This window comes from Mesorhizobium sp. 1M-11 (assembly GCF_001303895.1).
Taxonomy (GTDB): Bacteria; Pseudomonadota; Alphaproteobacteria; order Rhizobiales; family Rhizobiaceae; genus Mesorhizobium.
In genome coordinates this window covers 402,380-426,576 of the sequence record NZ_LJSD01000051.1, presented here as the reverse complement: position 1 = coordinate 426,576, position 24,197 = coordinate 402,380, and the positions used below count along the sequence as shown (strand labels likewise).

The following is a 24,197-nucleotide window of genomic DNA, read 5'->3' as shown; positions in this document are numbered from 1 at the left end:
CTTGGCGCGCCGGAAGCAGGCGCACGGCACGAATGGCGAATACGCGGGTTGGCCACATCCGAAGGGGCCGAGCCATTACGAAAAACAGACTGGAAAAACAGGCCGCATAGGGCCAAAACAAGACCCGAGGCCTTTGCGAAAACCGCAGGGAAGTGAAACTCGGGTCGAGGACGGCAGTTGCACTGTTCGGTATTGCGATCGTTTCGACTGCTGGGGTTTTTTCTCATACTGCTGCGGTTCACCGTCGGCGCGCAGGCCGAGGAGCCGAGCAAGCTCACGATCGTAACGTCCTACCCTCCCGCATTTTTCGAGCCGTTCCAGAAGGCGTTCGAACAGAAAAATCGCGACGTAAGCATCTCGATAATCCAGCGGAACACCGCAAGCGCCAGCCGCTTCGTCATCGAAAAGAAGGAGCAGCCGGCGGACATGTTCTGGGCGTCCGCCGCCGATGCGTTCGAGCTGCTCAAGCGGCACGGGAGCCTGAGGAAAGTCCATCCCCGCGACACGGGCGCACCGGAAAAGGTGCTCGGCTATCCGTTGAATGATCCCGACGGCTATTATCTCGGTTTTGCCTTGTCGGGGTACGGCATCGTCTACAACGGAGCTTACCTGGCCCAGTATGGACTGGCACGCCCGCGCGAATGGCAACAGCTGCTGGAGCCCGCCTATTCCGGTCACATTGGCATCACGACACCTTCGCGTTCCGGCACCACGCATCTGATGGTGGAAGCGCTGCTGCAGACCTACGGCTGGGAAAGGGGTTGGGCGATGCTTTCGAACCTTGGCGGCAATCTCTCCACCGTTACCGCGCGCAGTTTCGGCGTTGCTTCCGGCGTGGCGCAACGCCGGTTCGGCATCGGCATCACGATCGACTTTCTCGCCCGAACGCCCAGCATCGGTGCCAATGACGCGGTTTTTGTCATGCCGTCGGATACGGTCTTCGTGCCCGCCAGCATCGGGATTCTGTCGCGTGCCCGAAATGTCGATGCTGCGGAACGCTTCATCGATTTCATTTTGTCGGAAGAGGGCCAGCGCATCCTCCTTACGCCGGCTGTCGGGCGCATTCCGGTCATTCCGTCGCTCAATCGCGACCTCCTGCCCGGTAACGATGCCGGGTTGCTCAAGGACACGACCTTTGACGCGGGCCTGTCGGCCGAACGATACGGCCTCGTCAATCTCATGTTCGACGACTATATCGTCCGCCGCCGCGCGGTCCTGGCGCGTCTGTGGAAGCGCCTTGCCGAATTCGAGGCGATGAAGATCGCATCGCCTAAGACCCAGAGTTTGCTGTCGCGCGCGCGGCACAATCTCGAGGCCCCGCCCATCTCGGAAGCCGAAGCGGATCGGCTCGACAGCGCCCTCAAGGCCGAGTGGCCCCGGCGCATCGCGTGGTCGCCGCTGCAGGTCGAGTTCGCCGCCCGCCTGCGCGGCAATATCGAGCGCAAGCTCGCCGACGCGGAGGCCTTGATCGCCGAGATTTCCGGCGCGCAGGGGGCTCGATGGCGGCAGTAGCCCAAACGATCCCGGCGCCGCCGCGCAAGCACCGCTGGCGTTTCGGCATCGGCGCGCGGCTGTTCGCGGCCTTCGTGGCGATTGTCGGGCTGGCGGTTGGGGCCTGCGTCGTCGGCTGGCTTTCCTATGCCAGGCTTTCTGGAGAGCTTTCCGCAATCGCCGAGGCGCAGATGCCGCGTCTCGCTTTCGCCTCGCGCCTGTCCAAGGCAGGGGCGGATATCGGCTCCGCGACAGCGGTGCTGACCAGCGCCGGCACACGCGCCGAATATGACGAAATGCGCGGCGTCTATGGCGAACGCCTGAAGGTCTTGCAGGATCTGCTTGCCCAGCCCGACGCCGTGCGCGACGTTGCCCAGATCGGTCCGGTCGCCCGCGCCATCGGCGAGAATCTGAGCCGGATCGATATCGCGGCCGGCAAGCGTTTCACGCTCCTGGAAGCGATGCGTTCCGACATCGACGAACTGCGATGGCTGCAGGCGGATCTGATCGAGGAAGCCGATCCGCTCGTCGATGACATCCGGTTCAACATCGAGGCTGAGGCACGAAAGTCGGGCGGGTCGAATGCACTCGCCGAACAGCGCAAGAGCGAGGCACTTCTGACCGCGATTGCCCAGGCGAACCTCGCCACAGGTTTGATCGGCCGGTTGGTCAACGCGACCACCGTTGCGGAGATCCAGGAGACCAACGCCTTCCTCGGCGACAGCGTTGATGAGCTGGCCACGCGGCTGGATATGCTTTCGGGGTGGCCCGACAGCATCACGCTGCGGCAGCTTGCCCGGCGCATACTCGAGCAGGCGGATGTGCGCACCGGAATTCCGAACCGCAAGAATTCCGAGATGTCGCAGGCCGCCCAGCTGAGCGGATTGGCGCAGGAAAACGCACGACTGGTGGAGACCCTGGGCCGCAACATCGAGGCCGAGGTCACGGCCATCGAGGCAAACGCCAATGCCGCCAGCCTGCGCGCCGCGCAGGCCATCGATGCCGGCCGCAAGATGCTGGCAGCGATCGCGTTGTCGTCGATCGTCCTGGCAATCGCGATCGGTTACTTCTACGTGCACCGCAATGTGCTGTCGCGTATCCGCCTGCTGGCAGCGGCCGCGGGCAGCATCGGCGAAGGACGGCATTCGGTTCAGCTTCCGCCTGCCGAACCGGATGAGCTCGGCGATCTTGCGCATGCCCTGGCCCTGTTTCGCCAGACCCGGGACGAACTCATCCAATCCGCCAAGCTGGCGGCCCTTGGCCAGATGGCGGCGGGGATCGGGCACGAACTCAACCAGCCGCTGGCGGCGATCCGCGCCCAGATCCATAGCGGCTCCACACTCATCAATCGTGGCAACAGTGAGCAGGCGTTGGTCAACCTGGAGAAGATCAGGGCGCTCACGGCGCGCATGGCTGACCAGATCAGCCACATCCGCCGCTTCGCCCGGCGCCCGGATGCCCAATTGCGGCCGGTCGATCTCAACACTGCGGTCGGTGACGCCGTCAGCCTGCTCGAGCACCGTTTCGACGAGGAACAGGCAGAGCTCCGGATGGATCTCGCCGAAGAGGCGATGCTGGTGATGGCCGAGCCGATTAGGCTTGAGCAGGTCGTCGTCAATCTCGTGGCCAATGCGCTCGATGCCGTGAAGGAAACGGCGCGGCGTCGCGTCACGATAACCACCAGGCCGAGCGCCGATGGCGCGAGCCTGGTCATCGCAGATACCGGGCCCGGCATCGCCGCAGGGGATCTGCAGGCGGTGTTCGACCCGTTCTTCACCACCAAGCCGGCGGGGTCGGGCCTCGGTCTCGGGCTTTCCATCTCCTACAACATCATCAAGGACTTCGGCGCCGACATCACGGTGCTCGAGAGCGGGCCGGACGGCACTCGTTTTCAGATCCTGCTGAAAGGACCCGAAAGATGACCGATGTCATCCTCGTCGATGACGACGCCAGCGTGCTCGACGGTTACCGTGAGGTGCTGGAACTCGAAGGCCTCGTAGTCGCCGCCCATGGCTCCGTGGCAGCAGCCATCGCTGACCTCAGGGCCGATACCGGGGCCGTCATCGTCTCGGATGTGCGTATGCCCAGGCATGACGGCTTTGACCTGATCGCCGCGGTGCGCGGCATCGATCCCGATATCCCGATCGTGCTGATATCCGGTCATGGCGACGTCCCGATGGCTTTGCGGGCCATGCGTGAAGGCGCCTGGGATTTCATCGAAAAGCCGGCCGATCCGCTGCATCTCATCGAGACGATCAGGAAGGCGCGCGCGCACCGGCAACTTCTGTTGGAGAACCGGCAACTGCGTCTGGCGGCTGACACCGACGGCTGGGAAACGCGCCTCATCGGCCATTCGGCACCGGTCGTGGCGCTGCGCGAGAAGTTGAAGCGCATTGCGGGCGTTGCCACCGATATCCTCGTCATAGGCGAGACCGGGACCGGCAAGGAGGTCGTTGCTCGCGCCCTGCACGACTTCGGCGCCCGCAAGGGCAATTTCGTTGCCGTGAATTGCGGCGCCATCCCGGAAACCATGCTGGAATCCGAACTCTTCGGTCACGAAGCCGGCGCCTTCACGGGCGCGCGCGAAAAACGCGTCGGCAAGATCGAGCATGCCGATGGCGGCACGCTGTTCCTCGATGAGATCGAATCCATGCCGACGGCCGCTCAGGTCCGCCTGCTGCGTGTCCTGCAGGAACGTGTCATCGAACGCCTCGGCTCGAACACGGAACGGTCCGTCGACCTGCAGGTGGTGGCGGCCACGAAAGCCGACCTGCATCAATTGGCCAGGCAGGGGCAGTTTCGCGAGGACCTGGCCTATCGGCTCGATATCGCGCGGATAGAGTTGCCCCCGCTCGGTGTCCGCAAGGGCGATGTCGGCCTGTTGTTCCGGCATTTCCTGGCGCTGGCGGCCAAACGCCAGGGACGAATCCCGCCCAAGGTGGATACGGCCTTCCTGGCAGATCTCGACCGCAGGCCGTGGCCAGGCAACGTGCGCGAACTGCGCAATGTCGCCGAGCGCTTCGTTCTTGGCCTGGAGGATGTCGGCGAAGGCAGGAATTTCGATGGATCGTTGACGCTGGAAGAGCAGATGGATCGGGTGGAGCGCACCATCATCCTCGACAGCCTGTCGGCCCAGGAAGGGCGCGTGGGGGCCACCGCCGACCAGCTCGGCATCTCACGCAAGACGCTCTACCTCAAGATGCGCAAGCACGGCATAGACGCGCGCGGCGAGGATGGCGACGTTACCTGAATTACCCACGCTGCAGCGCGGCAATGTTACCGTTCTTACCCAATCTCCGCTGAAGAGAGCCGGAATCGCGGGATTTCCGCGATTGGCACGCGCCTTGCTCCGTCTTTGGCGACCGCCGAAGCCTGGCGGTGATTGGGAGGAGCTATCTCATGTTGAAGACCATTGCCGCGGCGATGCTGATCTCGGCTGCCGCCATCGTTGCCGCTCACGCTGAAGAGGGCGGCAAGGTGACCATCGTCACATCCTTCTCCAAGGATGTGACCGACCCATTCAAGGCCGGCTTCGAGGCGGCCAATCCAGGGTACACGCTGGACGTCCAGAACAAGAGCACCAGTTCCGGCGTCAAATATGTCGACGAGACCAAGGGCAACAACCAGACCGATCTGTTCTGGGCCTCCGCGCCCGATGCTTTCGACAGCCTGAAGAGCCGAAAGCTGTTGACCAAATTCAAGCCGTCCGTCACAGGCCTGCCGGAGAAAGTCGGCTCCTATCCGGTCAATGATCCCGACGGCTTCTACTTCGGCTTCGCGGCGTCCGGTTACGGCATCATGTCGAACGACCGCTATCTCGAGGCCAACGAAATCCCCAAGCCCGCCGAATGGGGCGACCTGACGAAGCCGCAATACTACGATCATGTCGCGATCGCGGCGCCCTCTCGTTCCGGCACCACGCACCTGACCATCGAAACGATCCTTCAGGGAGAGGGTTGGGACAAGGGCTGGGGTACGCTCAAAGGCATCGGCGGCAATCTGCAGCAGGTCACCGAGCGCTCGTTCGGTGTGCCGGATGCGGTGAATTCGGGCCAGACGGGCATCGGTATCGTCATCGATTTCTTTGCCTTCTCGGCGCAGGCCAGCGGCTTCCCGGTCAGTTTCGCCTACCCGTCGGTGACGACGGTGGTTCCAGCCAATGTCGGCATCGTCGCCAATGCTCCGAACCAGAAAGGAGCCGAGGCCTTCGTCAACTATCTGCTTTCGGAAAAAGGCCAGACCGTCCTGCTCGAACCGACGATCCGTCGCTTGCCGATCAATCCCGCGCTTTATGAGAAGGCACCCGAGGGTTTCCCGAACCCGTTCAAGGATCAGCGTTTCCAGTCGATGATCACCTTCGACGCCGATGTCTCGAAGAAGCGCACCGATGTCGTCGACACCCTGTTCGATCAGCTGATCTCGTTTCAGCTCGACAAGCTGAAGGGCGCGACGAAGGCAATCCACGCGGCCGAGGAGGCATTGGCCAAAAGCGACAATGCGGAAGCGCGCGGCTTGCTCCAGGAGGCCCGTTCGCTGATCGCGGCGATGCCGATCACCGCTGAGCAGGCGGCAAGCCAGGAAATCCGGGACGCCTTCACCGGCGGCGAACAGAAGACCGCTCGCCAGGCCGAACTCGAGCAGCAATGGGCGGCATTCGCAGCGGAGAAATACGCTGCCGCACAGACCAAGGCGGAAGCCGCGCTGGGCCTCATCGACTGAGCGAACCGGCGTGCAGGCCGTCTGCGCAAGCAGGCGGCCATTTCCGATCATCCATGCTTCTGTACCCGGCACGCTGACAGCCGGGCACGATGAACTCATCCGGAGTCCGCCATGGCATCCGTTGCCGCAATCCCGATAAACCGTATCTCAGCCAAGCCCGGGCAGGTCGCCGCGGTCGCCTTGATCGCCCTGTTCCTTGCCGTCTTCCTGGTGATCCCGGCGGGAACCGTGATCTACACGGCCTTCACGGAGAAAGGCACGGGCGCACTGACCATTGTCAATTTCCTGGACTTCTTCCGCACCAAGCTGTTCCAGCAATCCTTCTTCAACTCGGTCTATGTGTCGGCCATGTCGGTGGTCTGGGGTACGTTGATCGCCCTGCCCCTGGCGGTGCTCACCACACGCTTCGAGTTCCGTGGCTCGCTTCTGATCCAGACGCTGGGGTTCATTCCGTTGATCATGCCGCCCTTCGTCGGTGCGGTCGCCATGCAATTGCTGTTTGGCCGCAACGGCACCGTCAATCTCCTGCTCAACGATTGGTTCGGTTTCCGCATTCCTTTCATGGAGGGGCTGAACGGCGTCATCTTCGTGCAGTCGCTGCACTATTTCCCCTTCATCCTGATCAACCTTTCGACCAGCCTGAGAAATATCGACCGATCGATGGAGGAAGCTGCCCAGAATCTGGGTTCTTCGGGTTTCCGCCTGTTCCGCCGCATCGTCTTCCCGCTGGCGATGCCCGGCTATCTCGCGGGAGCATCGCTGGTTTTCGTCAAGGTTTTCGATGACCTCGCCACGCCGCTGCTGCTCAACGTCAAGGACATGCTGGCGCCGCAGGCCTATCTGCGCGTCACGTCGGTCGGCCTCACAGACCCGATGGGTTATGTGATCTCGGTCATCCTGATCGTGGTCTCGATCTTTGCCATGTGGCTGTCGGCGGTGGCGATGCGCGGCAAGGACTATTCGACCGTCCAGCGCGGTGGCGGTGGCCTGTCCAAGCGCCCGCTCAGCCGTGGCGAAGCAGTCCTGGCTTACGGTGTGGTCGGCCTGATCCTGCTTCTGGTGCTGTCGCCGCATATCGGGCTTTTGCTGTTGTCGCTGGCCACTGTGTGGTCCTTCAGCCCTCTGCCCGATGGTTTCACCGTCGCCCACTACACCCGCGTCTTCGGCGAGAGTTCGCTCTACATCAAGAACACGCTGATCTACGCCAGCCTGGCCGGTCTCATCGATGTCATTGTCGGTGGCGCCATCGCCTATCTGGTGCTGCGCACCAAGGTGATCGGTCGGCATTGGCTCGACTGGGCTGCGACCGCGGCCCTGGCAATCCCGGGCGTCGTGCTCGGCATCGGCTATCTTCGTACTTTCTACGGCATCAGTTTGCCCGACGGGACCCCGCTTGCGACACTGTGGGTGATGGTTGTGATGGCGCTTGCCATCCGCCGACTGCCCTATGCGTTGCGGGCCTGCTACGCGGCGTTGCAGCAAGTTTCGCAATCGCTCGAGGAGGCTGCGGAGAACCTCGGCGCCACCAAGCAGTGCACCATCCGGCGCATTGTCCTGCCGCTGATGACCGGTGGTCTGCTTGCGGGCTTCGTCACGTCCTTCTCGACCGCGGCCGTCGAGCTTTCGGCAACGCTGATGCTCATCCAGAGCAATTCCGACGCGCCCATAGCCTACGGCCTCTACGTCTTCATGCAATCACCTGCGGGGCGCGGACCGGGGGCGGCGCTCGGCGTCATCGCCGTCATCATGGTCGCGGCTTGCACGCTGCTGTCCCACTACGTGGTCGAGCGCCGTCAGAAGACGCTCGGCATGAACAAATAGAATTCCAGGGAGTGAACGATGAATGTGGAAGTCAGGAATGAAGCGCGCTCCCGGGGAGCCGCCAAGGCTATCAGCATCAGCGACGTCAATCTCTATTACGGCCAGCAGCATGTGCTGAAGGATATCAACCTGGAGATCAAACCCGGGGAGTTCTTCGCCTTCCTCGGCCCCTCAGGATGCGGAAAGACGACATTGCTCAGGCTGATCGCCGGTTTCAACCAGGCCCGCCAGGGAAAGGTGGTGATCGGCGGGGACGATGTCCTCGACATGCCGCCCTGGAAACGCGAGATCGGCATGGTGTTCCAATCCTACGCGCTTTGGCCGCATATGACGGTGGCGCACAATGTCGCCTTCGGCCTGGAAGAACGGCGCCTGCGCAAAGCCGAAGTCGAGCGCAGGGTAAACGCAGCACTCGATCTGGTTGGCCTCAAGCACCTGGCGGAGCGTCGTCCCGCGCAACTTTCGGGTGGCCAGCAGCAGCGCGTGGCGCTCGCCCGTACCATCGCGATCGAGCCCAAAGTGCTTCTGCTCGATGAGCCGCTCTCCAATCTCGACGCCAAGATGCGTGTCGAGGTCCGTCGCGAACTCAGGGATCTCCAGCAGCGGCTGCAATTGACGACGATCTTCGTCACGCATGACCAGGAAGAGGCAAACACCGTGTGCGATCGCATCGCCGTGTTCAACGAAGGCCGCATCCAGCAGGTCGGCACGCCGATGGGCCTCTACGAGAGGCCGGCAAATCTGTTCGTTGCCAATTTCCTTGGCACGGCGAACCTCCTCGAGGGAAAGATCAGGGGTGAAGGGAACGCGCGCAGTTTCGAAGTGGCCGGTGCGGGCTCCATCCCGATCCCGGCGGGCGTGGATGTGCCCGAAAGCGCCAAGCTGGTGCTGCGTCCGCAATACGCCACGATCGGCCTTGATGCGGCGGATTCGGTATCGTTGCCGGGCAGGATCGTTCACCGCGAATTCCTGGGGGCCACAGTCCGCTATGGCGTGCAGGTCGGCGGCGCGATGGTGCTGATCGACGCGCCATTCCATTCGGGCGATTCATTGCTCGAGCCCGGCGGGTCGACCACCGTGGGCTTCAAGCCGAAGTCGGCGCTCTGGCTGGCGAACTGAGTGTCCCGCGTCGGCTTCACATCCGCCGCGGCCGGCTTATTGCTCCGCCGTGTAGAGCAGACGCGCCGTGGAGCCGGTGGGGTTCAGTGCCCGCTGCAGCAGCGCCTCGGCATGGGCATTGCGCTGGCGCGCCGTGTCCGCGCCCATGACAACCACCACGAAGCGTTTTCCGCCGGCGTCGTAGGAGGTGACGATGTTGAAGCCGGAAGCGCGGATGTAGCCGGTCTTGATGCCGTCGACGCCATACACGTTCTTGAGCATCTCGTTGTGGCCGCGTATCAGCCTGCCCCGGAACATGAAGTCTGTGTCCGAGAAATAATGGTAGTGCTGCGGGAAGCGCGCTCTCAGCGCCAGGCCGAGCACGGCCATGTCGCGTGCCGTCGTCTGCTGCCCATCGTCGGGCAGGCCGGATGCATTGCGGAAAGTTGTCGAGCGCATGCCGATCTGGCGCGCCTTGGACGTCATCGTGGCGGCGAAACCCTCTTCGGAGCCGCTGAGATATTCCCCGACCGCGACGGCGACGTCATTGGCGGACTTCACAACCAGCGCACGGATGGCGGAATCGACGTCGATCGTCTCGCCGGGCCGGAACCGCAATTTGGTCGGCGGCTGCGAGGCGGCGTTGGCGGAGACCGGGATCTGGGTGTCCTTGCCGATGCGGCCGCTCTCCAGCGCCTCGAACAGGAGATAGAGCGTCATCATCTTGGTGAGTGACGCGGGATAACGCAGCGAAGTCGAATTGACCTCGAACACCTGCGCGCCCGTCCTGGCATCGACGACGATGGCTGCGTATTTCTGTTCCTTTGCCGGCACCGAAAGCACCTGCTCGGGCGGAGTCGCGGTCGTACAGCCGGCCACGAAGGCCACTGCGGCAAGGGCGACGAGACTTCTGCGGGCGAAGGCGAACAGGTGCGAGACTGGCAGGATGGGCATTCCGAGGTGGACTAACAAGATGCGCTGAGATGGGCGGACCCTAGCCGAGCCGGCATACGCAGTCCATTCGCCTTGTCCGTTTCTCTCGGCCCGAATGGTGGTTCAGGGGCATTTTTGGACGATTTCTGTGCAAAACAGCGGCGGAACCGGCTTGCAGGGTCCGGATGCGGGTTCAGGCTCATCGCCCCGGACGCCTTTTTGACAGGCCATTTTCAACAAGTGATCGGTGGGCAGCTAAAGGATGATTGGCAGTGGAAAAGCGGAAGCGCAGAATGCTTGCGTGCCGCGCGGCCTGTTCTTATATACGCCGCAACCGTGCGGGCCGCCTTGAAAAAGCAGCCTGGCGCGGAATTTCTGTGAACAGGGGCTTTCGCCGGAACGCCTGACAGGGTCCTTGAAAGCCTGCTTAGTGGAGAGACTAGATGGCAAAAGTAATCGGTATCGACCTCGGGACGACCAATTCCTGCGTCGCTGTCATGGACGGCAAGGACGCGAAGGTCATTGAAAACGCGGAAGGCGCGCGCACCACGCCTTCGATCGTCGCCTTCAGCGGCGACGGCGAACGCCTCGTCGGCCAGCCGGCCAAGCGCCAGGCGGTCACCAATCCTGAAAACACGGTCTTCGCGGTCAAGCGCCTCATCGGCCGCCGCTATGACGATCCGGTGACGGAGAAGGACAAGAAGCTCGTCCCCTACAAGATCGTCAATGGCGACAATGGCGATGCCTGGGTAGAAGCCGGCGGCAAGAAGCAGTCGCCCTCCCAGATCTCGGCCATGATCCTGCAGAAGATGAAGGAAACGGCGGAAGCCTATCTCGGCGAGAAGGTCGAGAAGGCGGTCATCACCGTTCCGGCCTATTTCAACGACGCCCAGCGCCAGGCCACCAAGGATGCCGGCAAGATCGCCGGCCTCGAAGTGCTGCGCATCATCAACGAGCCGACCGCGGCCGCGCTCGCCTACGGGCTCGACAAGAAGGATGGCAAGACCATTGCCGTCTATGACCTTGGCGGCGGCACCTTCGACATCTCGGTTCTCGAAATCGGCGACGGCGTCTTCGAGGTGAAGTCGACCAATGGCGACACCTTCCTGGGCGGCGAGGACTTCGACATGCGCCTGGTCGAGTACCTGGCGGCCGAGTTCAAGAAGGAACAGGGCATCGACCTGAAGAACGACAAGCTTGCCCTGCAGCGCCTCAAGGAAGCTGCCGAAAAGGCCAAGATCGAGCTGTCGTCCTCGGCGCAGACCGAAATCAACCTGCCTTTCATCACCGCCGATGCTTCCGGTCCGAAGCACCTGACGCTGAAACTCACCCGCGCCAAGTTCGAATCGCTGGTCGATGACCTCATCCAGCGCACCATCGAGCCGTGCAAGGCAGCGCTCAAGGATGCCGGCCTCAAGGCTGGCGAGATCGACGAAGTCGTTCTGGTCGGCGGCATGACCCGCATGCCGAAGGTCCAGGAAGTGGTGAAGCAGTTCTTCGGCAAGGAGCCGCACAAGGGCGTGAATCCTGACGAAGTCGTCGCACTCGGCGCCGCCATCCAGGCCGGCGTGCTGCAGGGCGACGTCAAGGACGTGCTGCTGCTCGACGTGACTCCGCTTTCGCTGGGCATCGAGACGCTGGGTGGCGTGTTCACCCGCCTGATCGAGCGCAACACCACGATCCCGACCAAGAAGAGCCAGGTGTTCTCGACCGCCGAGGATTCGCAGAGCGCGGTGACCATCCGCGTCTTCCAGGGCGAGCGCGAAATGGCGGCCGACAACAAGATGCTCGGCCAGTTCGACCTGGTCGGTATTCCGCCGGCTCCGCGTGGCGTGCCGCAGATCGAGGTCACCTTCGACATCGATGCCAACGGCATCGTCAACGTCTCGGCCAAGGACAAGGGTACCGGCAAGGAACACCAGATCCGCATCCAGGCGTCTGGCGGCCTGTCGGACGCCGACATCGAGAAGATGGTGAAGGACGCCGAGGCCAATGCCGAGGCCGACAAGCAGCGCCGCGGACTGGTCGAGGCCCGCAACCAGGCCGAGGCTCTGGCGCATTCGGCCGAGAAGTCGCTGAAGGACTATGGCGACAAGGTCTCCGAAGCCGACCGCACCGCGATCGCCGACGCGATCGCCGCGCTGAAGACGGCTGCCGAAGGCGACGATGCCGCTGAGATCGAGGCCAAGAGCCAGGCGCTGACCGAAGCTTCGATGAAGCTCGGCCAGGCCATGTACGAGGCTTCGCAGAAGGAGGCCGCCGAGGCCGACGCCAAGGCGGATGCCGCCAAGGATTCCGATGTGGTCGACGCCGATTTCGAGGAAATCGACGAGAACGACGACAAGAAGAAGTCCGCTTAAGTGGCCTGAGGGTCAAAAATCCAGAAAAGCCCGGCGCCAAGCCGGGCTTTTTTGCAACCATGCACAGGAAAATGCAGTGTTTCTTGCTGGGACTGGCCTCTGTACTGGCCCAGGTACTGGCATTGACGCGGCATCGTTACTAAATCGGAGACCAGTCTTTTTGGACGACTGGTCGAAACAATGCGCTTCAGACGTTGGCCGTTGCTTGAGCCTTCGGTCGGCGGGATTGGAACAGGCTCTCGATGAAAGCTGATTTCTACGAAACGCTCGGCGTGCAAAAGGGCGCCGACGAGAAGGAGCTCAAAAGCGCCTTCCGCAAGCTGGCCATGCAGTTCCATCCCGACCGCAATCCCGGCGACGCCTCTTGCGAGCACAAGTTCAAGGAAATCAACGAAGCCTACGAGACGCTGAAGGACCCGCAGAAGCGCGCGGCCTATGATCGCTTCGGCCACGCCGCCTTCGAGAATGGCGGCATGAATGGCGGCGGTGCCGGTTTCGCGGCGGGCGGCTTTGCCGACATCTTCGAGGACATCTTCGGCGAGATGATGGGCGGCGGACGCCGCCGCAGCTCCGGCGGGCGCGAACGCGGCGCCGACCTGCGCTACAACATGGAAATCAGCCTCGAGGAGGCCTATGCCGGCAAGACCGCCCAAATCCACGTGCCGGCATCGCTTTCCTGCGACGAATGCTCGGGTTCCGGCGCCAAATCAGGCACGCAACCGGTCACCTGCTCGATGTGCCATGGTCACGGCAAGGTTCGGGCCAGCCAGGGCTTCTTCTCGATAGAGCGCACCTGTCCGCAGTGCCAGGGCCGCGGCCAGACGATCAAGGATCCGTGCCCGAAATGCGCCGGCCAGGGCCGTGTCACCGAGGAGCGTTCGCTCTCCGTCAACATTCCTGCCGGCATCGAGGACGGCACCCGCATCCGCCTGGCCGGCGAGGGCGAGGCCGGGCTGCGCGGCGGCCCATCGGGCGATCTCTACATCTTCCTGGCCATCAAGCCGCACGAATTCTTCCAGCGTGACGGCGCCGACCTTTATTGCAAGGTGCCGATCTCGATGACGACAGCCGCTCTCGGTGGTTCCTTCGAGGTGACGACGCTGGATGGCAGCCAGACCCGCGTGAAGGTGCCGGAAGGCACGCAGAACGGCCGGCAATTCCGCATGAAGGGCAAGGGCATGCCGGTGCTGCGCCAGCCGCAGATCGGCGATCTCTACATCCAGACCGCGGTCGAGACGCCGCAGAACCTGACGCGGCGCCAGCGCGAGCTTCTGGAAGAGTTCGAACAGCTTTCGTCGAAGGAAAACAGCCCGCAGTCGAGCGGCTTCTTCTCGCGCATGAAGGACTTTTTCGAGTCGTTCGGCGAACGCTGAAGCATGATTCCGAAAAGTTGCAGACTTTTCGGACAAAGATCATGCGATGAACAAGAAGCTGAAGCACGACTTGCAGGGGCGCGCACGCCACTCCTCGGTGGCGACAAAATCTATCTTGTCCACGACATTGGTGGACGTTTGCCTTGCCTACCCCTACGTAACTGGTAAGTAGCGTACGCAGTGGGTCCGGGGGGAGCCGGTCAGGAGAGCTTGATGGGACGTGGTCCGGGACTGAGGAAGTCGCTCGCGGAGAAATTCGACGACGAGCTGAAGTTCTTCAAGGGATGGATCGACAAGCCGAAGGCTGTCGGCTCCATCGTGCCGACCAGTTCGATCACTGCACGCAAGATGGCTTCGGTCATCAATCTCGACTCCGGTCTGCCCGTGCTCGAAGTCGGCCCGGGTACCGGCGTCATCACCCGCGCTATACTGGAGCGCGGCGTGAAGCCTGAGAACCTTTATGCGGTCGAATATTCCGCCGATTTCGTGCAGCATCTGCGCCGCCTCTATCCTGGCGTCAATGTTATCGAAGGCGATGCCTTCAATCTCACCGAAGCGCTTGGCGAGCACAGTGGCCTGACGTTCGATTCGGTGGTGACGGGCGTTCCGCTGCTCAATTTCCCGGTCGCTCAGCGCATCAGCTATCTCGAAAGCCTGCTCGACCGTATTCCGGCCGGCCGTCCCGTCGTGCAATTGACCTACGGACCGATGTCGCCCATCCCGCCTGGGCGCGGTAGCTATACGGTGGAGCATTTCCAGTTCGTGCTGCGCAACATCCCGCCGACGCGGCTGTGGATTTACCGGCGGCCGGCGCGGAACTGAGGCACTCAGCGCCTTATCTCCTCCATCAGACAGAAGAGCGGCGTTGCTGACGCAGCGTGAGGCATTTTCGCCGTCTCGGCGTGCGGCGTTCGAGACGCTGCCCTGATCCGTGCTTTGCCCCCAATCCGTAGAACTTGTCCCGCAGCTTCCCGGATAGCCGACATTGCCTTGCGGAGGACGTGGGTGAGCCAGCGTGCTCATGAGCAAGCTTGACTCGGATAGAACGATCGTTCTACTTTTCTGGCATGGGTACGAAGCGTGAAGACATCATCGACGCGGCAAATCGCGCCTTCTATCGGGACGGTTTCGCGGAAGTTGGCATCGATCGTGTCGTGGGCGAGGCCAATGTCGCGCTGGGAACGCTCTATCGGCATTTCAAAACCCGATCCGAGGTGATCACCGCTGCGTTGCAGCGGCGACATGGCGACTTCCTTCATGCGCTGGAAGGAGCGGGCGAAGCTGGAAAGGGCGCAGATTGTGTCCTTGAACTGTTCGACGTCCTGGAAGCGTGGAGCACGCAACAGGGCGGAAATGGTTGCTTCTTTCTGCGGGCGGCAGCCGACTATCCGGCTGACGACAGCATTCAGAACGCGGCACGAAGTCACAAACGGGAATATCTTGCCGTGATCGAGCAGCGACTGCTGCAAGGCGGCTGGTCGAAAGGTCAGGCGGAGCAACTCGGCTCCACGATCTTCGTTCTCCTGGAGGGTGCGGTCGCGGCGGCGTTCACCCTTGGCGACGGCGCCGCGGTCACGACGGCCAGGAACGCGGCCGCACGCATTCTCGGAAGCGCAAAGCCGGAATCAGGATGAAAGCGAGCGCGCTTTCCCTTGGAGCACTGGAAGCCGGCCTGATCGTTGCCTGGAGTTCCGGGTTCATCGGCGCGCGGCTGGCTGCTGATGTCGGGTCCGTATTCCTCGTGCTGTTCTGGCGTTTTGTCCTCGTCTCGCTCATCCTGCTGCCGTTCTTGTTCCGCGCGGTGCGGCAGGGCCTGACGGCCAAATCGTTGATCCTCCAATCGATGCTGGGGGCCTTCGCGATGTTCGGGTATCTGGCGCTGGGGGTGAAGGCGATCGATCTTGGCGTTCCCGTCGGCACGGCCGCGCTGGTCTCCGCTCTGCAGCCCATCGCGACGGCCGCTCTCGCCGGTTCTGTCCTGCATGAGCCGGTGAACCGCCTCCAATGGGCAGGATTGACCCTCGGCCTCGCGGGCGTCTCGCTTGCTGTCGGTGGTTCGCTTGGCGGAGCATCCTTTCTGGCCTATGCCTTGGCGGGGGCGTCGACGCTTAGCCTGGTCATCGCGACAATCATCGCCAAGGGCGTGTCGGACAACACCCCTCTGTTGCCGTCGCTGGCCATACAAAGTCTTGTCGCTGCAGTCCTGTTTGCCCCGCTGGCGCTTCTGGAGGGTGAAATAGCGCCGATACCCGATCCACGCTTCCTCGCAGCCGTGGCATGGTTCATCTTCTTCTCCACGCTCGGCGGCTACGGTTTGTACTGGCTCTGCCTCCGAAGAAGCACGGCAACCCGCGTTGGAAGCCTGATCTACCTGACCCCTCCCGTCACCATGATCTGGGGCTGGCTGATGTTCTCCGAAGCGATCACCGCCGGGGCGGTGATCGGCTTCGTCATCTGCATCATCGGCGTTTTTCTGACACGGCCGGCAACATCGACGCGAAGAGCTTGAAGGTTTTCAAACCTTCCGAGCTTTGCACTTGATTCAGCTGCGTCATCGCCTATAGCTGCCGGACGGCAAAGGAGCGCTGTGCCGTGATTCCCAAGATCCTCGTCTTCGCGGGTTCGATCCGCAGCGGTGCCTTCAGCGGCAGGACGGCCGATGCAGCGCAGAAGGCGCTGGCCATGCAGGGCGCGGATGTGACCCGCATTTCGCTCGCCGATTACCCGATGCCGATCTTCGACGAGGATGTCGAGAAGGAAACCGGCATCCCTGAAAACGTCATGAAGCTGGCGCGCCTGCTCGGCGCCCATGACGGACTGCTGCTGGTCACGCCGGAATACAACGGCTCCGTTTCGCCGCTGCTCAAGAATGCCATCGATTGGGTGAGCATCGTGCGTCATGACGGCGGCCGGCAATTGAAACCGATGGCCGGCAAGGCGGTCGCGCTGTGTTCGTCGTCGAAGGGCCATTTCGCAGGCGTACGCGCCATCAACCATCTGCGCGCCATCCTGCTGCGCTGCCACATGGACATCGTCACGCCGGAATGCTCGGTGCCGAACGGCGCCGGCGCTTTCGACGCCGACGGCAATTTTGTCGACGAACGGCTTCGTCACGCGATGGATCTGGTGGCGCAGGCGCTGATCGAACGAGCCCGCATGCTGTCAACGAGGTGAGGGATTTGGAAGACATGAACGATATGCGCGAAAGACTGATCGTCGGCCTCGATATTCCAACTGTCGCTGAAGCCGAGAAGGCGGTGAAGGAGCTTGGTGATACGGTCTCCTTCTACAAGGTCGGCTATCAGCTTGCCTTTGCAGGCGGGCTGGAATTCGCGCGAGACCTTGCCGCCGACGGCAAGAAGATCTTCCTCGACATGAAGCTGCTCGACATCGACAACACCGTCGCCAAGGGCGTCGAGAACATCGTCAAGATGGGCATGACCATGCTCACCCTGCACGCCTATCCAAAGACGATGCGCGCGGCGGTGGAAGCGGCCAGGGGCAGCAATCTCTGCCTGCTCGCCGTCACTGTGCTCACCTCGATGGACGAGCAGGATGTCATCGATGCCGGCTACGAGTACGATCCGCACACGCTGGTGCTGCGGCGCGCCGAACAGGCATTGTCTGCGGGCATGGGCGGCATCGTCTGCTCGGCCGAGGAAGCGTCGGCCGTGCGCAAGGTTGTCGGTCCCGACATGGCGGTGGTGACCCCCGGCATCCGCCCTGCCGGTGCGGATCGCGGCGACCAGAAGCGTGTCGTCACGCCGGCGGACGCGATCCGCAATGGCTCGAGCCATCTCGTCGTCGCACGGCCGATCGTCGGCGCGGTTGACAGGCGCGCCGCCGCCCAGGCTATCCTGGACGAGATGGCGGCGGCCTGAGCCGCAACACTTTTGAATCTGCGCCTCGTCTTGGCACGAGGCGCCAGTACGGAGACTGCTCATGCCCAAGGCATATTGGATCGCCCGTGTCGATGTGCGCGATGCGGAAGGCTACAAAGCCTATGTCGAAGCCGCGAAACCTGCCTTCGAGCGCTTTGGCGCAAAGTTCCTTGCCCGCGGCGGCGAACACGAGAAGGCAGAAGGGCCGGGCCGCGGCCGCAACGTCATCATCGAGTTCGAGAGTCTTCAGGCCGCGCGCGACTGCTACCATTCGCCCGAATACCAGCGCGCCGTTGCCATCCGCCAGAAGGTGGCCGACGGCGAAATCGTGCTCGTCGAAGGGGTCTGAGCGCCTGAGGCAAGCCTGTTCTAGGCAACCAGGTCCGGCACAGGCCCGATGTAACGCGATTGCGGCCGCATCAGCCGGCCCGTCGCCTGCTGCTCGCGGGCATGCGCGATCCATCCGGCCATGCGTCCTGCCGCGAAGACGCAGGTGAAGGCTTCTTCGGGGAAGCCTGCCGCTTCCAGCAGAAGTGCCGTGTAGAACTCGACATTGGTCTGCAGTACGCGGCCGGGCTTGGCCCCCTTCAAGATTTCAAGCGCGGCCTGTTCCACCGTCTCAGCGAAAGCCAGCCGGCGGCCAGCCGCGCCATCGGGGCCGATGCGGCGGACAACGGCCTTCAGCACATCGGCGCGTGGGTCGCGCACGCGGTAGATGCGGTGGCCGAAGCCCATGATGCGGCGGCCTTCGGCCAGTTCCTTGCTGAGCCAGCCGGTTGCGTCGCCGGTCGCGGCGATGGCATCGAGCATGGCGATCACCGGGCCGGGTGCGCCGCCATGCAGCGGGCCCTTCAGGGCCCCGAGGCCGGCAAGTGCCGCCGAGGTGAGGCCGGCCTGGGTCGAGGCGACCACGCGTGCGGCGAAGGTCGAGGCGTTGAGGCCGTGGTCGCAGACGGTGACGAGATAGGTGTCGAGCGCGGCAGCCAGGTCCCGGCTGGCATCCGTGCCGGTGAGCATGGTGAGCATGTCGGCGGCATGGCCGGCCTTGGCAACCGGAGCAATGGCCTCGAGGCCTTTGCGCATGCGTATGAGGGCAGGCGTCAGCACCGCGGGCGCCGCAATCAGACGCAGCCCATCGTCGAGCGTGTCGCCGTCGGGCATCAGCGCCGTACCGGCGCGCATGCCGTCATAGACGGAGAGCCCGGCCAACGTCGGCAGCAGCGCCTGCATCCTTTCGAACACCTCGACCCGTGCTTGACCGAGCCTTGCCGTCAGCTCCTTCTCATCCGGCAGGTCGGCAAAGAAACCGTCGAAAAGCAGATGTGTGACGCCGGCGAAATCGCGTCGTCCGGCAAGGTCACGCAAAGCATGGCCTCGGATCGTCAGGTGCCCGCCGAAACCGTCCACTTCCGAAAGCACGGTTTCGGCGGCAACCACATCATCCAGTCCGCTCGTCATCATCTTGCTCCTTGACCAATTTTCGATCCGAGATAATGCTGTTGTTGATTGCCATCAATCTTGATCAATAGAATCAATATACGAGTTGATATGAGCTCCTGGCTGACACGGGACGAAGCGCTGGACAGGCTGGGCGTGCGTGCACAGACGCTTTACGCCTATGTCAGCCGCGGCCAGATCGGCATGCAGCCGGACCCTGCCGACCCACGCCGCAGTCTCTACCGGTTGGAGGATATCGAAGCGCTCACCACGCGCCGGGCGCGTGGCCGCCGCGTCGCTGCGATTGCCGAAAGCGCCGTTTCGTGGGGCGAGCCGGTGTTCGCCACCGAACTGTCCACCGTCATCCATGGCAGGCTGATCTATCGCGGCGAGGATGCGGTGGCCTTTTCACAAACCGCCACCCTGGAGGACACGGCGCGGCTGTTGTGGGCCAGTGCTGTTTCTCCGCGCTTTGCAACATCGGGTGTGCCGGCAGAGACAGGCATCGCACAGGCGTTTTCGGTCCTTGCCAGTCTGGCGGCAAGGGGGCAACCTTCGCTGGGGCGCAACGCGTCCGTGCTGCAGGCGGATGCGATGCCGGCCATCGCGGCTCTTGCCGGTGCGCTGGGGGCAGCACCCGGTGTGGAACCCGTGCATCTGCGGCTGGCGAAAGGGTGGCGGGTCGACCGGGCTGCGGAGGTGTTGCGCCGCGTCATGGTTCTGGTGGCCGACCACGAGCTCAATGCCTCGGCCTTCGCCGCGCGCGTGGCGGCCTCCACCGGCGCGCCGCTCGTCGCCTGCCTGCTGGCGGGCTTGTCGACGCTCTATGGTCCGCGCCACGGCACGGCCGCCGACGCCGTCGCCATGCTGGTGGACGACGCCGTTCGGATCGGCGTACGCGCCGCAATGGCGCGCTGGATCGATCATGACCGGCCATTGCCCGGCTTCGGCCATCCGCTCTATCCCGGCGGCGATCCGCGGGGGGCAGCGTTGCTGGCGGACATGAAGCTGGACGACGACATCCGCGAGTTGCGCCAGGCGGCGTTCGATGCCACCGGCGCCGAACCGACGGTCGACTTCGCGCTGGTGGCGCTGACCCGGTCCTACCGCTTGCCGGCCGATGCGCCCATCCGACTGTTCGCGCTGGGCCGCAGCGTCGGCTGGACAGCGCACGCCATCGAGCAGGTCTTGTCGGGCAAGCTGATCCGCCCGCGCGCCCGCTACGAAGGGCCGCTGCCGACCGATGATAACTAGGCGGTCACGGCTGCAATGGCGTCGTCCAGAAAGCGAACAAAGTCATTCGATCGGCTGATCTCCGACGCGTATAGAGAAGATCTCCATCCATTCCGAATACGAAGCGCTTCACGAATTAGCTGGGAATGAGGGGGAAATGCCGTGAGCGCGTGCAGCCCAGCGCCTGTTTTTGACTCAATCCGGCCGGTGGCGATCAATGCGTGGAGACGCGCGATACCCAACGCGCCCCACTCGACCTCGGCATCGTTGAAGATGTATCCGGCTGCCACTCCTGGGGATTGTCGATAACCATCGAGCCAAGGTCTCCAATAGGATCGTGCATTTTGCCGACTATACGCGATGGCCGCATTGATATCGGAGGCAATCCAGGTTCGATCGGGGACAGGGCCGCGCAATACCTTGCCGTGACGCAGAAGCGTCAGCCAGGTAACCGGATGGCGCTCGTCGCAGGATTGTAACGTCACCCTGCCCTCTCGGGCCGAGGGACCCGTTTCGCCGGGCGCGACCGACAATTCATGGCGTTTCAGGTAGATCCCGTCACAATGTGATTGGCAGATTTCGGCCAGTTTCGAATGCACATCAACCAGCACGGATACATCGAAGGTCGGTTCAATGACCGCCAGGAAATCGACGTCGCTGTGTCCAGGGCGATAATCGTCCAGCGCTATCGAGCCCATTAGGTAGAGGCCGCTCACGCCGCCAAGGCTGGTTCGATCGAGCATGCCAAGAAGTTGCTCGGCAATTGCGGCAGCGTGAGCAGGAACATATCCGCGAACTTGATCATTCTTCACGGGCTGATTTCCTGACCACGCTGCGGCCGATGCAAACATCGAATGGCGGCGGCAGAATGACCGTTCCCAGTTCGATTTGTGTTAGAACAGCCGGAACGGAATGCCAGTCAGCAACGCCTTCACATAACGCCGCCTCTGGTAGTGGCCGTTGAGCGAGACGCGCGGTAGCTCGGTCGGCTGGTCAAAGCTGTCCGCCGTCAGCATGCCGGGTCGCGTAGTGACAGCCAGTTTGATGCCGGCCTTCTTTACGGCATCGAATTCGCGCGGCGATACCGCCACCTTGGTTCCATATGGATAGGCGAAGGTGGTCGGCCTGTAGCCGACATAAGCCTCGACGGCATCCATGGAGCCGGTGATTTCCTCGGCAAGCCGCGCTTCATCGACTCGTGCCATGGCGATATGGGTTTGTGTGTGCGCGCCGAAGCGCACCAGCGGGTCAGCGGAAAGCACCCGCAATTCGTCTGCCGTCATGACCAGCTGGTCGACGATGGCAAGCGGATCGATCATGCGGGAACGAGCGGCCCGTTCGATCTCCGCGACCGCTGCGTCCTCGTTGCTGGAATGCACGAAGTGCACGATCCGTTCATAGGCGTCCTGCTTCTGGGTAACGGTTTTCGTGGTGACCGTCTCTTGGCCAGTGCCGAAATCGAACTCGAACCTGTCCTTGGAGCGCGTCAGCACCTTGGCAGTTTCCCACCACATCGAGCGGGTGCGTTCGACAAAACCCCTGGCGATGAAGATGGTGTAGGGCACGCCATGCCGGCGGAACACCGGCGCCGCGTGCTGGGCATTGTCGCGCAGCCCATCATCCAGCGTGAAGGCGGCGAAACGGCGCTTGTCCCTGGGGTCGGCAAGCAGGCGCGGCAGGTCGTCCAGCGCCACCGGGGTCAGGCCTGTCTCGGTGCAGACCCGGATCGCCTCGTCGAGGAATTCCGGCGTCACCGAAAGCGTCGCGATGGGGTCGAAACCGCCGCGCCGCGCCGGGCGCACATGGTGCAGCGTGAAGATCACACCACGCCCCGCCGCCGCCGGCCACAGCGCACCGGCACGTGTGAGCGCCACACCTTCCAGGCCGGCGCGGATCGCGCCGTGCTTGAGGAACCTCTTGGCGGAGCCTTTCAGAGACATGCCGGCGCCTCGATGCCGATGGCATCAGCAAGGCGGCCTTCCAATCGGGGATGGCGATGCGCGGACATTCCTCGGCTCCGATACACGCCCGCAGGATGCGGGTGGTGGCCGATGCGACGGCCGAAAGGAACTTATTGCAGCGCCAGTTAATAAACTGCCCGCGCAGGCGCTGATTTCGGGCGCAATTCCAGGAAAAGCGTGCAACGGTTTTCCGTTCGGAATTGCGTAAAAACAAAGAGCTAGAGCGTATCCGCGTTTCCGTGAAAAACGGAAACGCTCTAAGGGCGATCGCCTTGGGAACCAAGGCGATCGCCCTGTTCCTGTCAACGGTATTTCATGTAGCCGACAAAGCCGGTGATGCGCCAGCGGTCGCCGTCATTGCGGCAGAAATAGAGGGTCTGCCAGTTCAGCCGGTCGACACCGCCATCGGCCAGCGGCACGGTGCCGTCGAACTTCTTGTGCGCCACGGCGACATTGCCGTTGATATCGATGCGGTTGAGCGTCACCGCCTTGAGCAGCGCCGACGGCAATGGCTCGGCATAGGTCACCGAAGCGGATTCGGCGGCCTGGCTCAGCCATTCCTCGCGATAGGCCTGCAAGGTCGGGAAGGCCGCATTCCAGTCGTCCTGGTTCGGCGAGTTGTGGGCGTGGATGCCGAGGAAACGCATCTCGTCGAAATCGCCGGCCACCATCGACCAGTCCTGGGATGCGAAGGCTTCGAAGTCGCGCGGCATCAGCATGTCCCAGATGAAGGCGCGGTCCGCGTCGCCGGCAAATGGGTTCTTGGTTTCGGTCATGGTGGCTCCGTTCGTCTGGAAGGGGTTCAGGAAAGCTTGCCGCGCGCGGCGACCGGCAGCACATCGACGACGCGGTCGCCGGAAACGAGATAGACCTCGTCGAACAGGTTGGTGACGACGCAGGCATGGTCCGGCAAGACGCGCACGCGGTCGCCGACCGAGAGTGTCGCGCCGCCGGTCAGCTCGACCTTGCCATGCTCCTCGCTCAGGCCGGTTACACGGGCGCCCGGAATGCCGACCAGTTCGCCATGATCGGGCAGGCCGAGCAGGTCGCTGGAAAGAGCCTTGGAGCCGCTGTCCAGGATGGCGCGGGCCGGCGTTGGAGCGGAAACCACGGTGGCGAGTACTGTGAGCGCGCAATCGTCGGCACTCGCGGCACCCTTTTCGACCTGATAGCGGTCCATGTAGATGTAGGTGCCGGGCCGGTATTCGGTGACGATGGCCGCGTCCTGCTTGCGCCACATGTCAGGCGTGCCGCCGCTGGTCACGGTCTCGCAGGCAAGGCCTTCTTTTCCAAGCAGGTCGCGCGTTGCAGCGAGCCAGGCTTCCGCCGCTTCAGGCGCCCCGGCCGCCGGATAGGTCATCAGGCCGCCGAAGGCGAGGCCGGGCGCCGCGTCGATCTGCCTGGCCAGCGCCAGCGCCTCCTCGGCCGTCTGGACGCCGCAGCGGGCCGCACCCGTATCGCATTCGACCAGGACTTTGAGCGGCCGGGCCGGATCGGTGAAGGTTCCGGCGAGGCCGGCAATCGTGGTTGCGCTGTCAGCGGTCACCGAAAGCGTGATGCGCTTGTGCAGCTTGAGCAGTCGCTCCAGCTTCGCCTTGCCGAGGATGTTGTAAGGCAGGAAGATGTCGGTCAGCCCTGCATCGGCCATCACTTCCGCCTCACCGATCTTCTGGCAGGTGATGCCGGCGGCGCCCGCCTCGACCTGCTTCCTGGCGAAGAAGGGCAGCTTGTGCGTCTTGATGTGGGGCCTCAGCTTCACGCCGGCCTTCTCTGCCGCCTTCTGTGCATTGGCGATGTTGCGTTCGGCGCGGTCGAGGTCGATCAACACGGCGGGCGTGTCGATTTCGGCAATGGTTTTCGGGCGCGATGTCATGAGGTCACCTGTAAGGG

General features: G+C 63.2%; 21 protein-coding genes. 14 read left to right on the top strand and 7 right to left on the bottom strand.

The window, feature by feature from the left end; genetic code table 11:
• Positions 1-177 precede the first annotated feature (177 nt).
• The 6 genes from AO692_RS22825 to AO692_RS22800 all read left to right on the top strand — a co-directional run bounded on the left by AO692_RS22825 (position 178) and on the right by AO692_RS22800 (position 9,150).
• The gene (locus tag AO692_RS22825; protein ID WP_082407502.1) at positions 178-1,512 is read left to right on the top strand and encodes an extracellular solute-binding protein; all 1,335 of its coding nucleotides are present in this window, start codon (positions 178-180) and stop codon (positions 1,510-1,512) included.
• The gene (locus AO692_RS22820; RefSeq protein WP_054312328.1) at positions 1,500-3,413 is read left to right on the top strand and encodes an ATP-binding protein; all 1,914 of its coding nucleotides are present in this window, start codon (positions 1,500-1,502) and stop codon (positions 3,411-3,413) included. The genes AO692_RS22825 and AO692_RS22820 overlap by 13 nt, the downstream gene beginning before the upstream one ends.
• Positions 3,410-4,741, top strand: coding sequence for a sigma-54 dependent transcriptional regulator (locus AO692_RS22815; RefSeq protein ID WP_054312327.1), 1,332 nt, complete (start codon positions 3,410-3,412; stop codon positions 4,739-4,741). Before AO692_RS22820 ends, AO692_RS22815 begins: the two co-directional genes overlap by 4 nt.
• Positions 4,742-4,890: 149 nt before the next feature.
• A complete protein-coding gene (locus AO692_RS22810) occupies positions 4,891-6,210 on the top strand; it encodes an extracellular solute-binding protein (RefSeq protein WP_054312326.1) in 1,320 nt (439 codons plus the stop codon).
• 111 nt (positions 6,211-6,321) lie between these two features.
• A complete protein-coding gene (locus AO692_RS22805; RefSeq protein ID WP_054312325.1) occupies positions 6,322-8,031 on the top strand; it encodes an iron ABC transporter permease in 1,710 nt (569 codons plus the stop codon).
• 18 nt (positions 8,032-8,049) lie between these two features.
• Positions 8,050-9,150, top strand: coding sequence for an ABC transporter ATP-binding protein (locus tag AO692_RS22800; protein ID WP_054312324.1), 1,101 nt, complete (start codon positions 8,050-8,052; stop codon positions 9,148-9,150).
• 36 nt (positions 9,151-9,186) lie between these two features.
• On the opposite strand, the gene AO692_RS22795 is transcribed toward AO692_RS22800, so the two are convergent.
• Positions 9,187-10,083 (bottom strand): D-alanyl-D-alanine carboxypeptidase family protein, encoded by an 897-nt coding sequence (locus AO692_RS22795; protein WP_054312323.1) that lies wholly within the window; start codon positions 10,081-10,083, stop codon positions 9,187-9,189.
• A 422-nt stretch (positions 10,084-10,505) separates the two neighbouring features.
• On the opposite strand from AO692_RS22795, the gene dnaK reads away from it, so the two are divergent.
• The 3 genes from dnaK (at position 10,506) to pmtA (ending at position 14,617) form a co-directional block, all read left to right on the top strand.
• Positions 10,506-12,422, top strand: coding sequence for a molecular chaperone DnaK (gene dnaK / locus AO692_RS22790; protein WP_054312322.1), 1,917 nt, complete (start codon positions 10,506-10,508; stop codon positions 12,420-12,422).
• A gap of 242 nt (positions 12,423-12,664) precedes the next feature.
• Positions 12,665-13,795, top strand: a complete 1,131-nt coding sequence (gene dnaJ, locus AO692_RS22785) for a molecular chaperone DnaJ (RefSeq protein ID WP_054312321.1) — start codon at positions 12,665-12,667, stop codon at positions 13,793-13,795.
• 213 nt (positions 13,796-14,008) lie between these two features.
• Positions 14,009-14,617 carry a phospholipid N-methyltransferase PmtA gene (gene pmtA, locus AO692_RS22780; protein ID WP_054312320.1) on the top strand — a complete coding sequence of 203 codons (609 nt, stop codon included), beginning with the start codon at positions 14,009-14,011 and terminating at the stop codon, positions 14,615-14,617.
• 197 nt (positions 14,618-14,814) lie between these two features.
• Here the strand turns inward: pmtA and AO692_RS33735 are convergent, their stop codons facing one another.
• Positions 14,815-15,294, bottom strand: a complete 480-nt coding sequence (locus tag AO692_RS33735) for a hypothetical protein (RefSeq protein WP_244483448.1) — start codon at positions 15,292-15,294, stop codon at positions 14,815-14,817.
• A gap of 131 nt (positions 15,295-15,425) precedes the next feature.
• Between AO692_RS33735 and AO692_RS22770 the strand changes: the two genes are divergently transcribed.
• The 4 genes from AO692_RS22770 (at position 15,426) to AO692_RS22755 (ending at position 18,025) form a co-directional block, all read left to right on the top strand.
• On the top strand, positions 15,426-16,304 hold the full coding sequence (locus AO692_RS22770; protein WP_054312318.1) for a DMT family transporter: 879 nt from the start codon (positions 15,426-15,428) through the stop codon (positions 16,302-16,304).
• Between the two features lie 83 nt (positions 16,305-16,387).
• A complete protein-coding gene (locus AO692_RS22765; protein ID WP_082407501.1) occupies positions 16,388-16,969 on the top strand; it encodes an NAD(P)H-dependent oxidoreductase in 582 nt (193 codons plus the stop codon).
• Between the two features lie 14 nt (positions 16,970-16,983).
• Positions 16,984-17,676 carry an orotidine-5'-phosphate decarboxylase gene (gene pyrF, locus AO692_RS22760; protein ID WP_054312316.1) on the top strand — a complete coding sequence of 231 codons (693 nt, stop codon included), beginning with the start codon at positions 16,984-16,986 and terminating at the stop codon, positions 17,674-17,676.
• 61 nt (positions 17,677-17,737) lie between these two features.
• Entirely contained in the window at positions 17,738-18,025 is a 288-nt protein-coding gene (locus tag AO692_RS22755; protein ID WP_054312315.1) for a DUF1330 domain-containing protein, read from the top strand.
• A 20-nt stretch (positions 18,026-18,045) separates the two neighbouring features.
• On the opposite strand, the gene AO692_RS22750 is transcribed toward AO692_RS22755, so the two are convergent.
• Positions 18,046-19,134, bottom strand: a complete 1,089-nt coding sequence (locus AO692_RS22750) for a citrate synthase/methylcitrate synthase (protein WP_054312314.1) — start codon at positions 19,132-19,134, stop codon at positions 18,046-18,048.
• Positions 19,135-19,224: 90 nt separating this feature from the next.
• On the opposite strand from AO692_RS22750, the gene AO692_RS22745 reads away from it, so the two are divergent.
• A complete protein-coding gene (locus AO692_RS22745; protein ID WP_082407500.1) occupies positions 19,225-20,367 on the top strand; it encodes a citrate synthase in 1,143 nt (380 codons plus the stop codon).
• Here AO692_RS22745 and AO692_RS22740 read toward each other — a convergent pair.
• From AO692_RS22740 to AO692_RS22725, 4 genes are all read right to left on the bottom strand, one after another.
• The gene (locus AO692_RS22740; RefSeq protein WP_161808117.1) at positions 20,364-21,158 is read right to left on the bottom strand and encodes a nucleotidyltransferase domain-containing protein; all 795 of its coding nucleotides are present in this window, start codon (positions 21,156-21,158) and stop codon (positions 20,364-20,366) included. The two genes, AO692_RS22745 and AO692_RS22740, sit on opposite strands and share 4 nt — an antisense overlap.
• Before the next feature lie 81 nt (positions 21,159-21,239).
• Entirely contained in the window at positions 21,240-22,286 is a 1,047-nt protein-coding gene (locus tag AO692_RS22735; protein WP_054312311.1) for a polysaccharide deacetylase family protein, read from the bottom strand.
• Positions 22,287-22,609: 323 nt separating this feature from the next.
• Complete coding sequence (locus AO692_RS22730; RefSeq protein ID WP_054312310.1) at positions 22,610-23,083, bottom strand: hypothetical protein; 474 nt, start codon at positions 23,081-23,083, stop codon at positions 22,610-22,612.
• A gap of 26 nt (positions 23,084-23,109) precedes the next feature.
• Positions 23,110-24,180: a D-TA family PLP-dependent enzyme gene (locus tag AO692_RS22725; protein WP_054312309.1), complete on the bottom strand. Its 1,071-nt coding sequence runs from the start codon at positions 24,178-24,180 to the stop codon at positions 23,110-23,112.
• Between the last annotated feature and the right edge of the window lie 17 nt (positions 24,181-24,197).

What these genes read in the sequence shown, in the direction of transcription:
- AO692_RS22725 (WP_054312309.1), bottom strand. Translation starts at nt 24,180, where the DNA reads ATGACATCGCGCCCGAAAACCATTGCCGAAATCGACACGCCCGCCGTG.
- AO692_RS22805 (WP_054312325.1), top strand. Translation starts at nt 6,322, where the DNA reads ATGGCATCCGTTGCCGCAATCCCGATAAACCGTATCTCAGCCAAGCCC.
- AO692_RS22820 (WP_054312328.1), top strand. Translation starts at nt 1,500, where the DNA reads ATGGCGGCAGTAGCCCAAACGATCCCGGCGCCGCCGCGCAAGCACCGC.
- AO692_RS22815 (WP_054312327.1), top strand. Translation starts at nt 3,410, where the DNA reads ATGACCGATGTCATCCTCGTCGATGACGACGCCAGCGTGCTCGACGGT.
- dnaJ (WP_054312321.1), top strand. Translation starts at nt 12,665, where the DNA reads ATGAAAGCTGATTTCTACGAAACGCTCGGCGTGCAAAAGGGCGCCGAC.
- AO692_RS22795 (WP_054312323.1), bottom strand. Translation starts at nt 10,083, where the DNA reads ATGCCCATCCTGCCAGTCTCGCACCTGTTCGCCTTCGCCCGCAGAAGT.
- pyrF (WP_054312316.1), top strand. Translation starts at nt 16,984, where the DNA reads ATGAACGATATGCGCGAAAGACTGATCGTCGGCCTCGATATTCCAACT.
- AO692_RS22750 (WP_054312314.1), bottom strand. Translation starts at nt 19,134, where the DNA reads ATGACGAGCGGACTGGATGATGTGGTTGCCGCCGAAACCGTGCTTTCG.
- AO692_RS22800 (WP_054312324.1), top strand. Translation starts at nt 8,050, where the DNA reads ATGAATGTGGAAGTCAGGAATGAAGCGCGCTCCCGGGGAGCCGCCAAG.
- AO692_RS22745 (WP_082407500.1), top strand. Translation starts at nt 19,225, where the DNA reads ATGAGCTCCTGGCTGACACGGGACGAAGCGCTGGACAGGCTGGGCGTG.
- AO692_RS22810 (WP_054312326.1), top strand. Translation starts at nt 4,891, where the DNA reads ATGTTGAAGACCATTGCCGCGGCGATGCTGATCTCGGCTGCCGCCATC.
- AO692_RS22735 (WP_054312311.1), bottom strand. Translation starts at nt 22,286, where the DNA reads ATGTCTCTGAAAGGCTCCGCCAAGAGGTTCCTCAAGCACGGCGCGATC.
- AO692_RS22755 (WP_054312315.1), top strand. Translation starts at nt 17,738, where the DNA reads ATGCCCAAGGCATATTGGATCGCCCGTGTCGATGTGCGCGATGCGGAA.
- dnaK (WP_054312322.1), top strand. Translation starts at nt 10,506, where the DNA reads ATGGCAAAAGTAATCGGTATCGACCTCGGGACGACCAATTCCTGCGTC.
- AO692_RS22770 (WP_054312318.1), top strand. Translation starts at nt 15,426, where the DNA reads ATGAAAGCGAGCGCGCTTTCCCTTGGAGCACTGGAAGCCGGCCTGATC.
- AO692_RS22730 (WP_054312310.1), bottom strand. Translation starts at nt 23,083, where the DNA reads ATGACCGAAACCAAGAACCCATTTGCCGGCGACGCGGACCGCGCCTTC.
- pmtA (WP_054312320.1), top strand. Translation starts at nt 14,009, where the DNA reads ATGGGACGTGGTCCGGGACTGAGGAAGTCGCTCGCGGAGAAATTCGAC.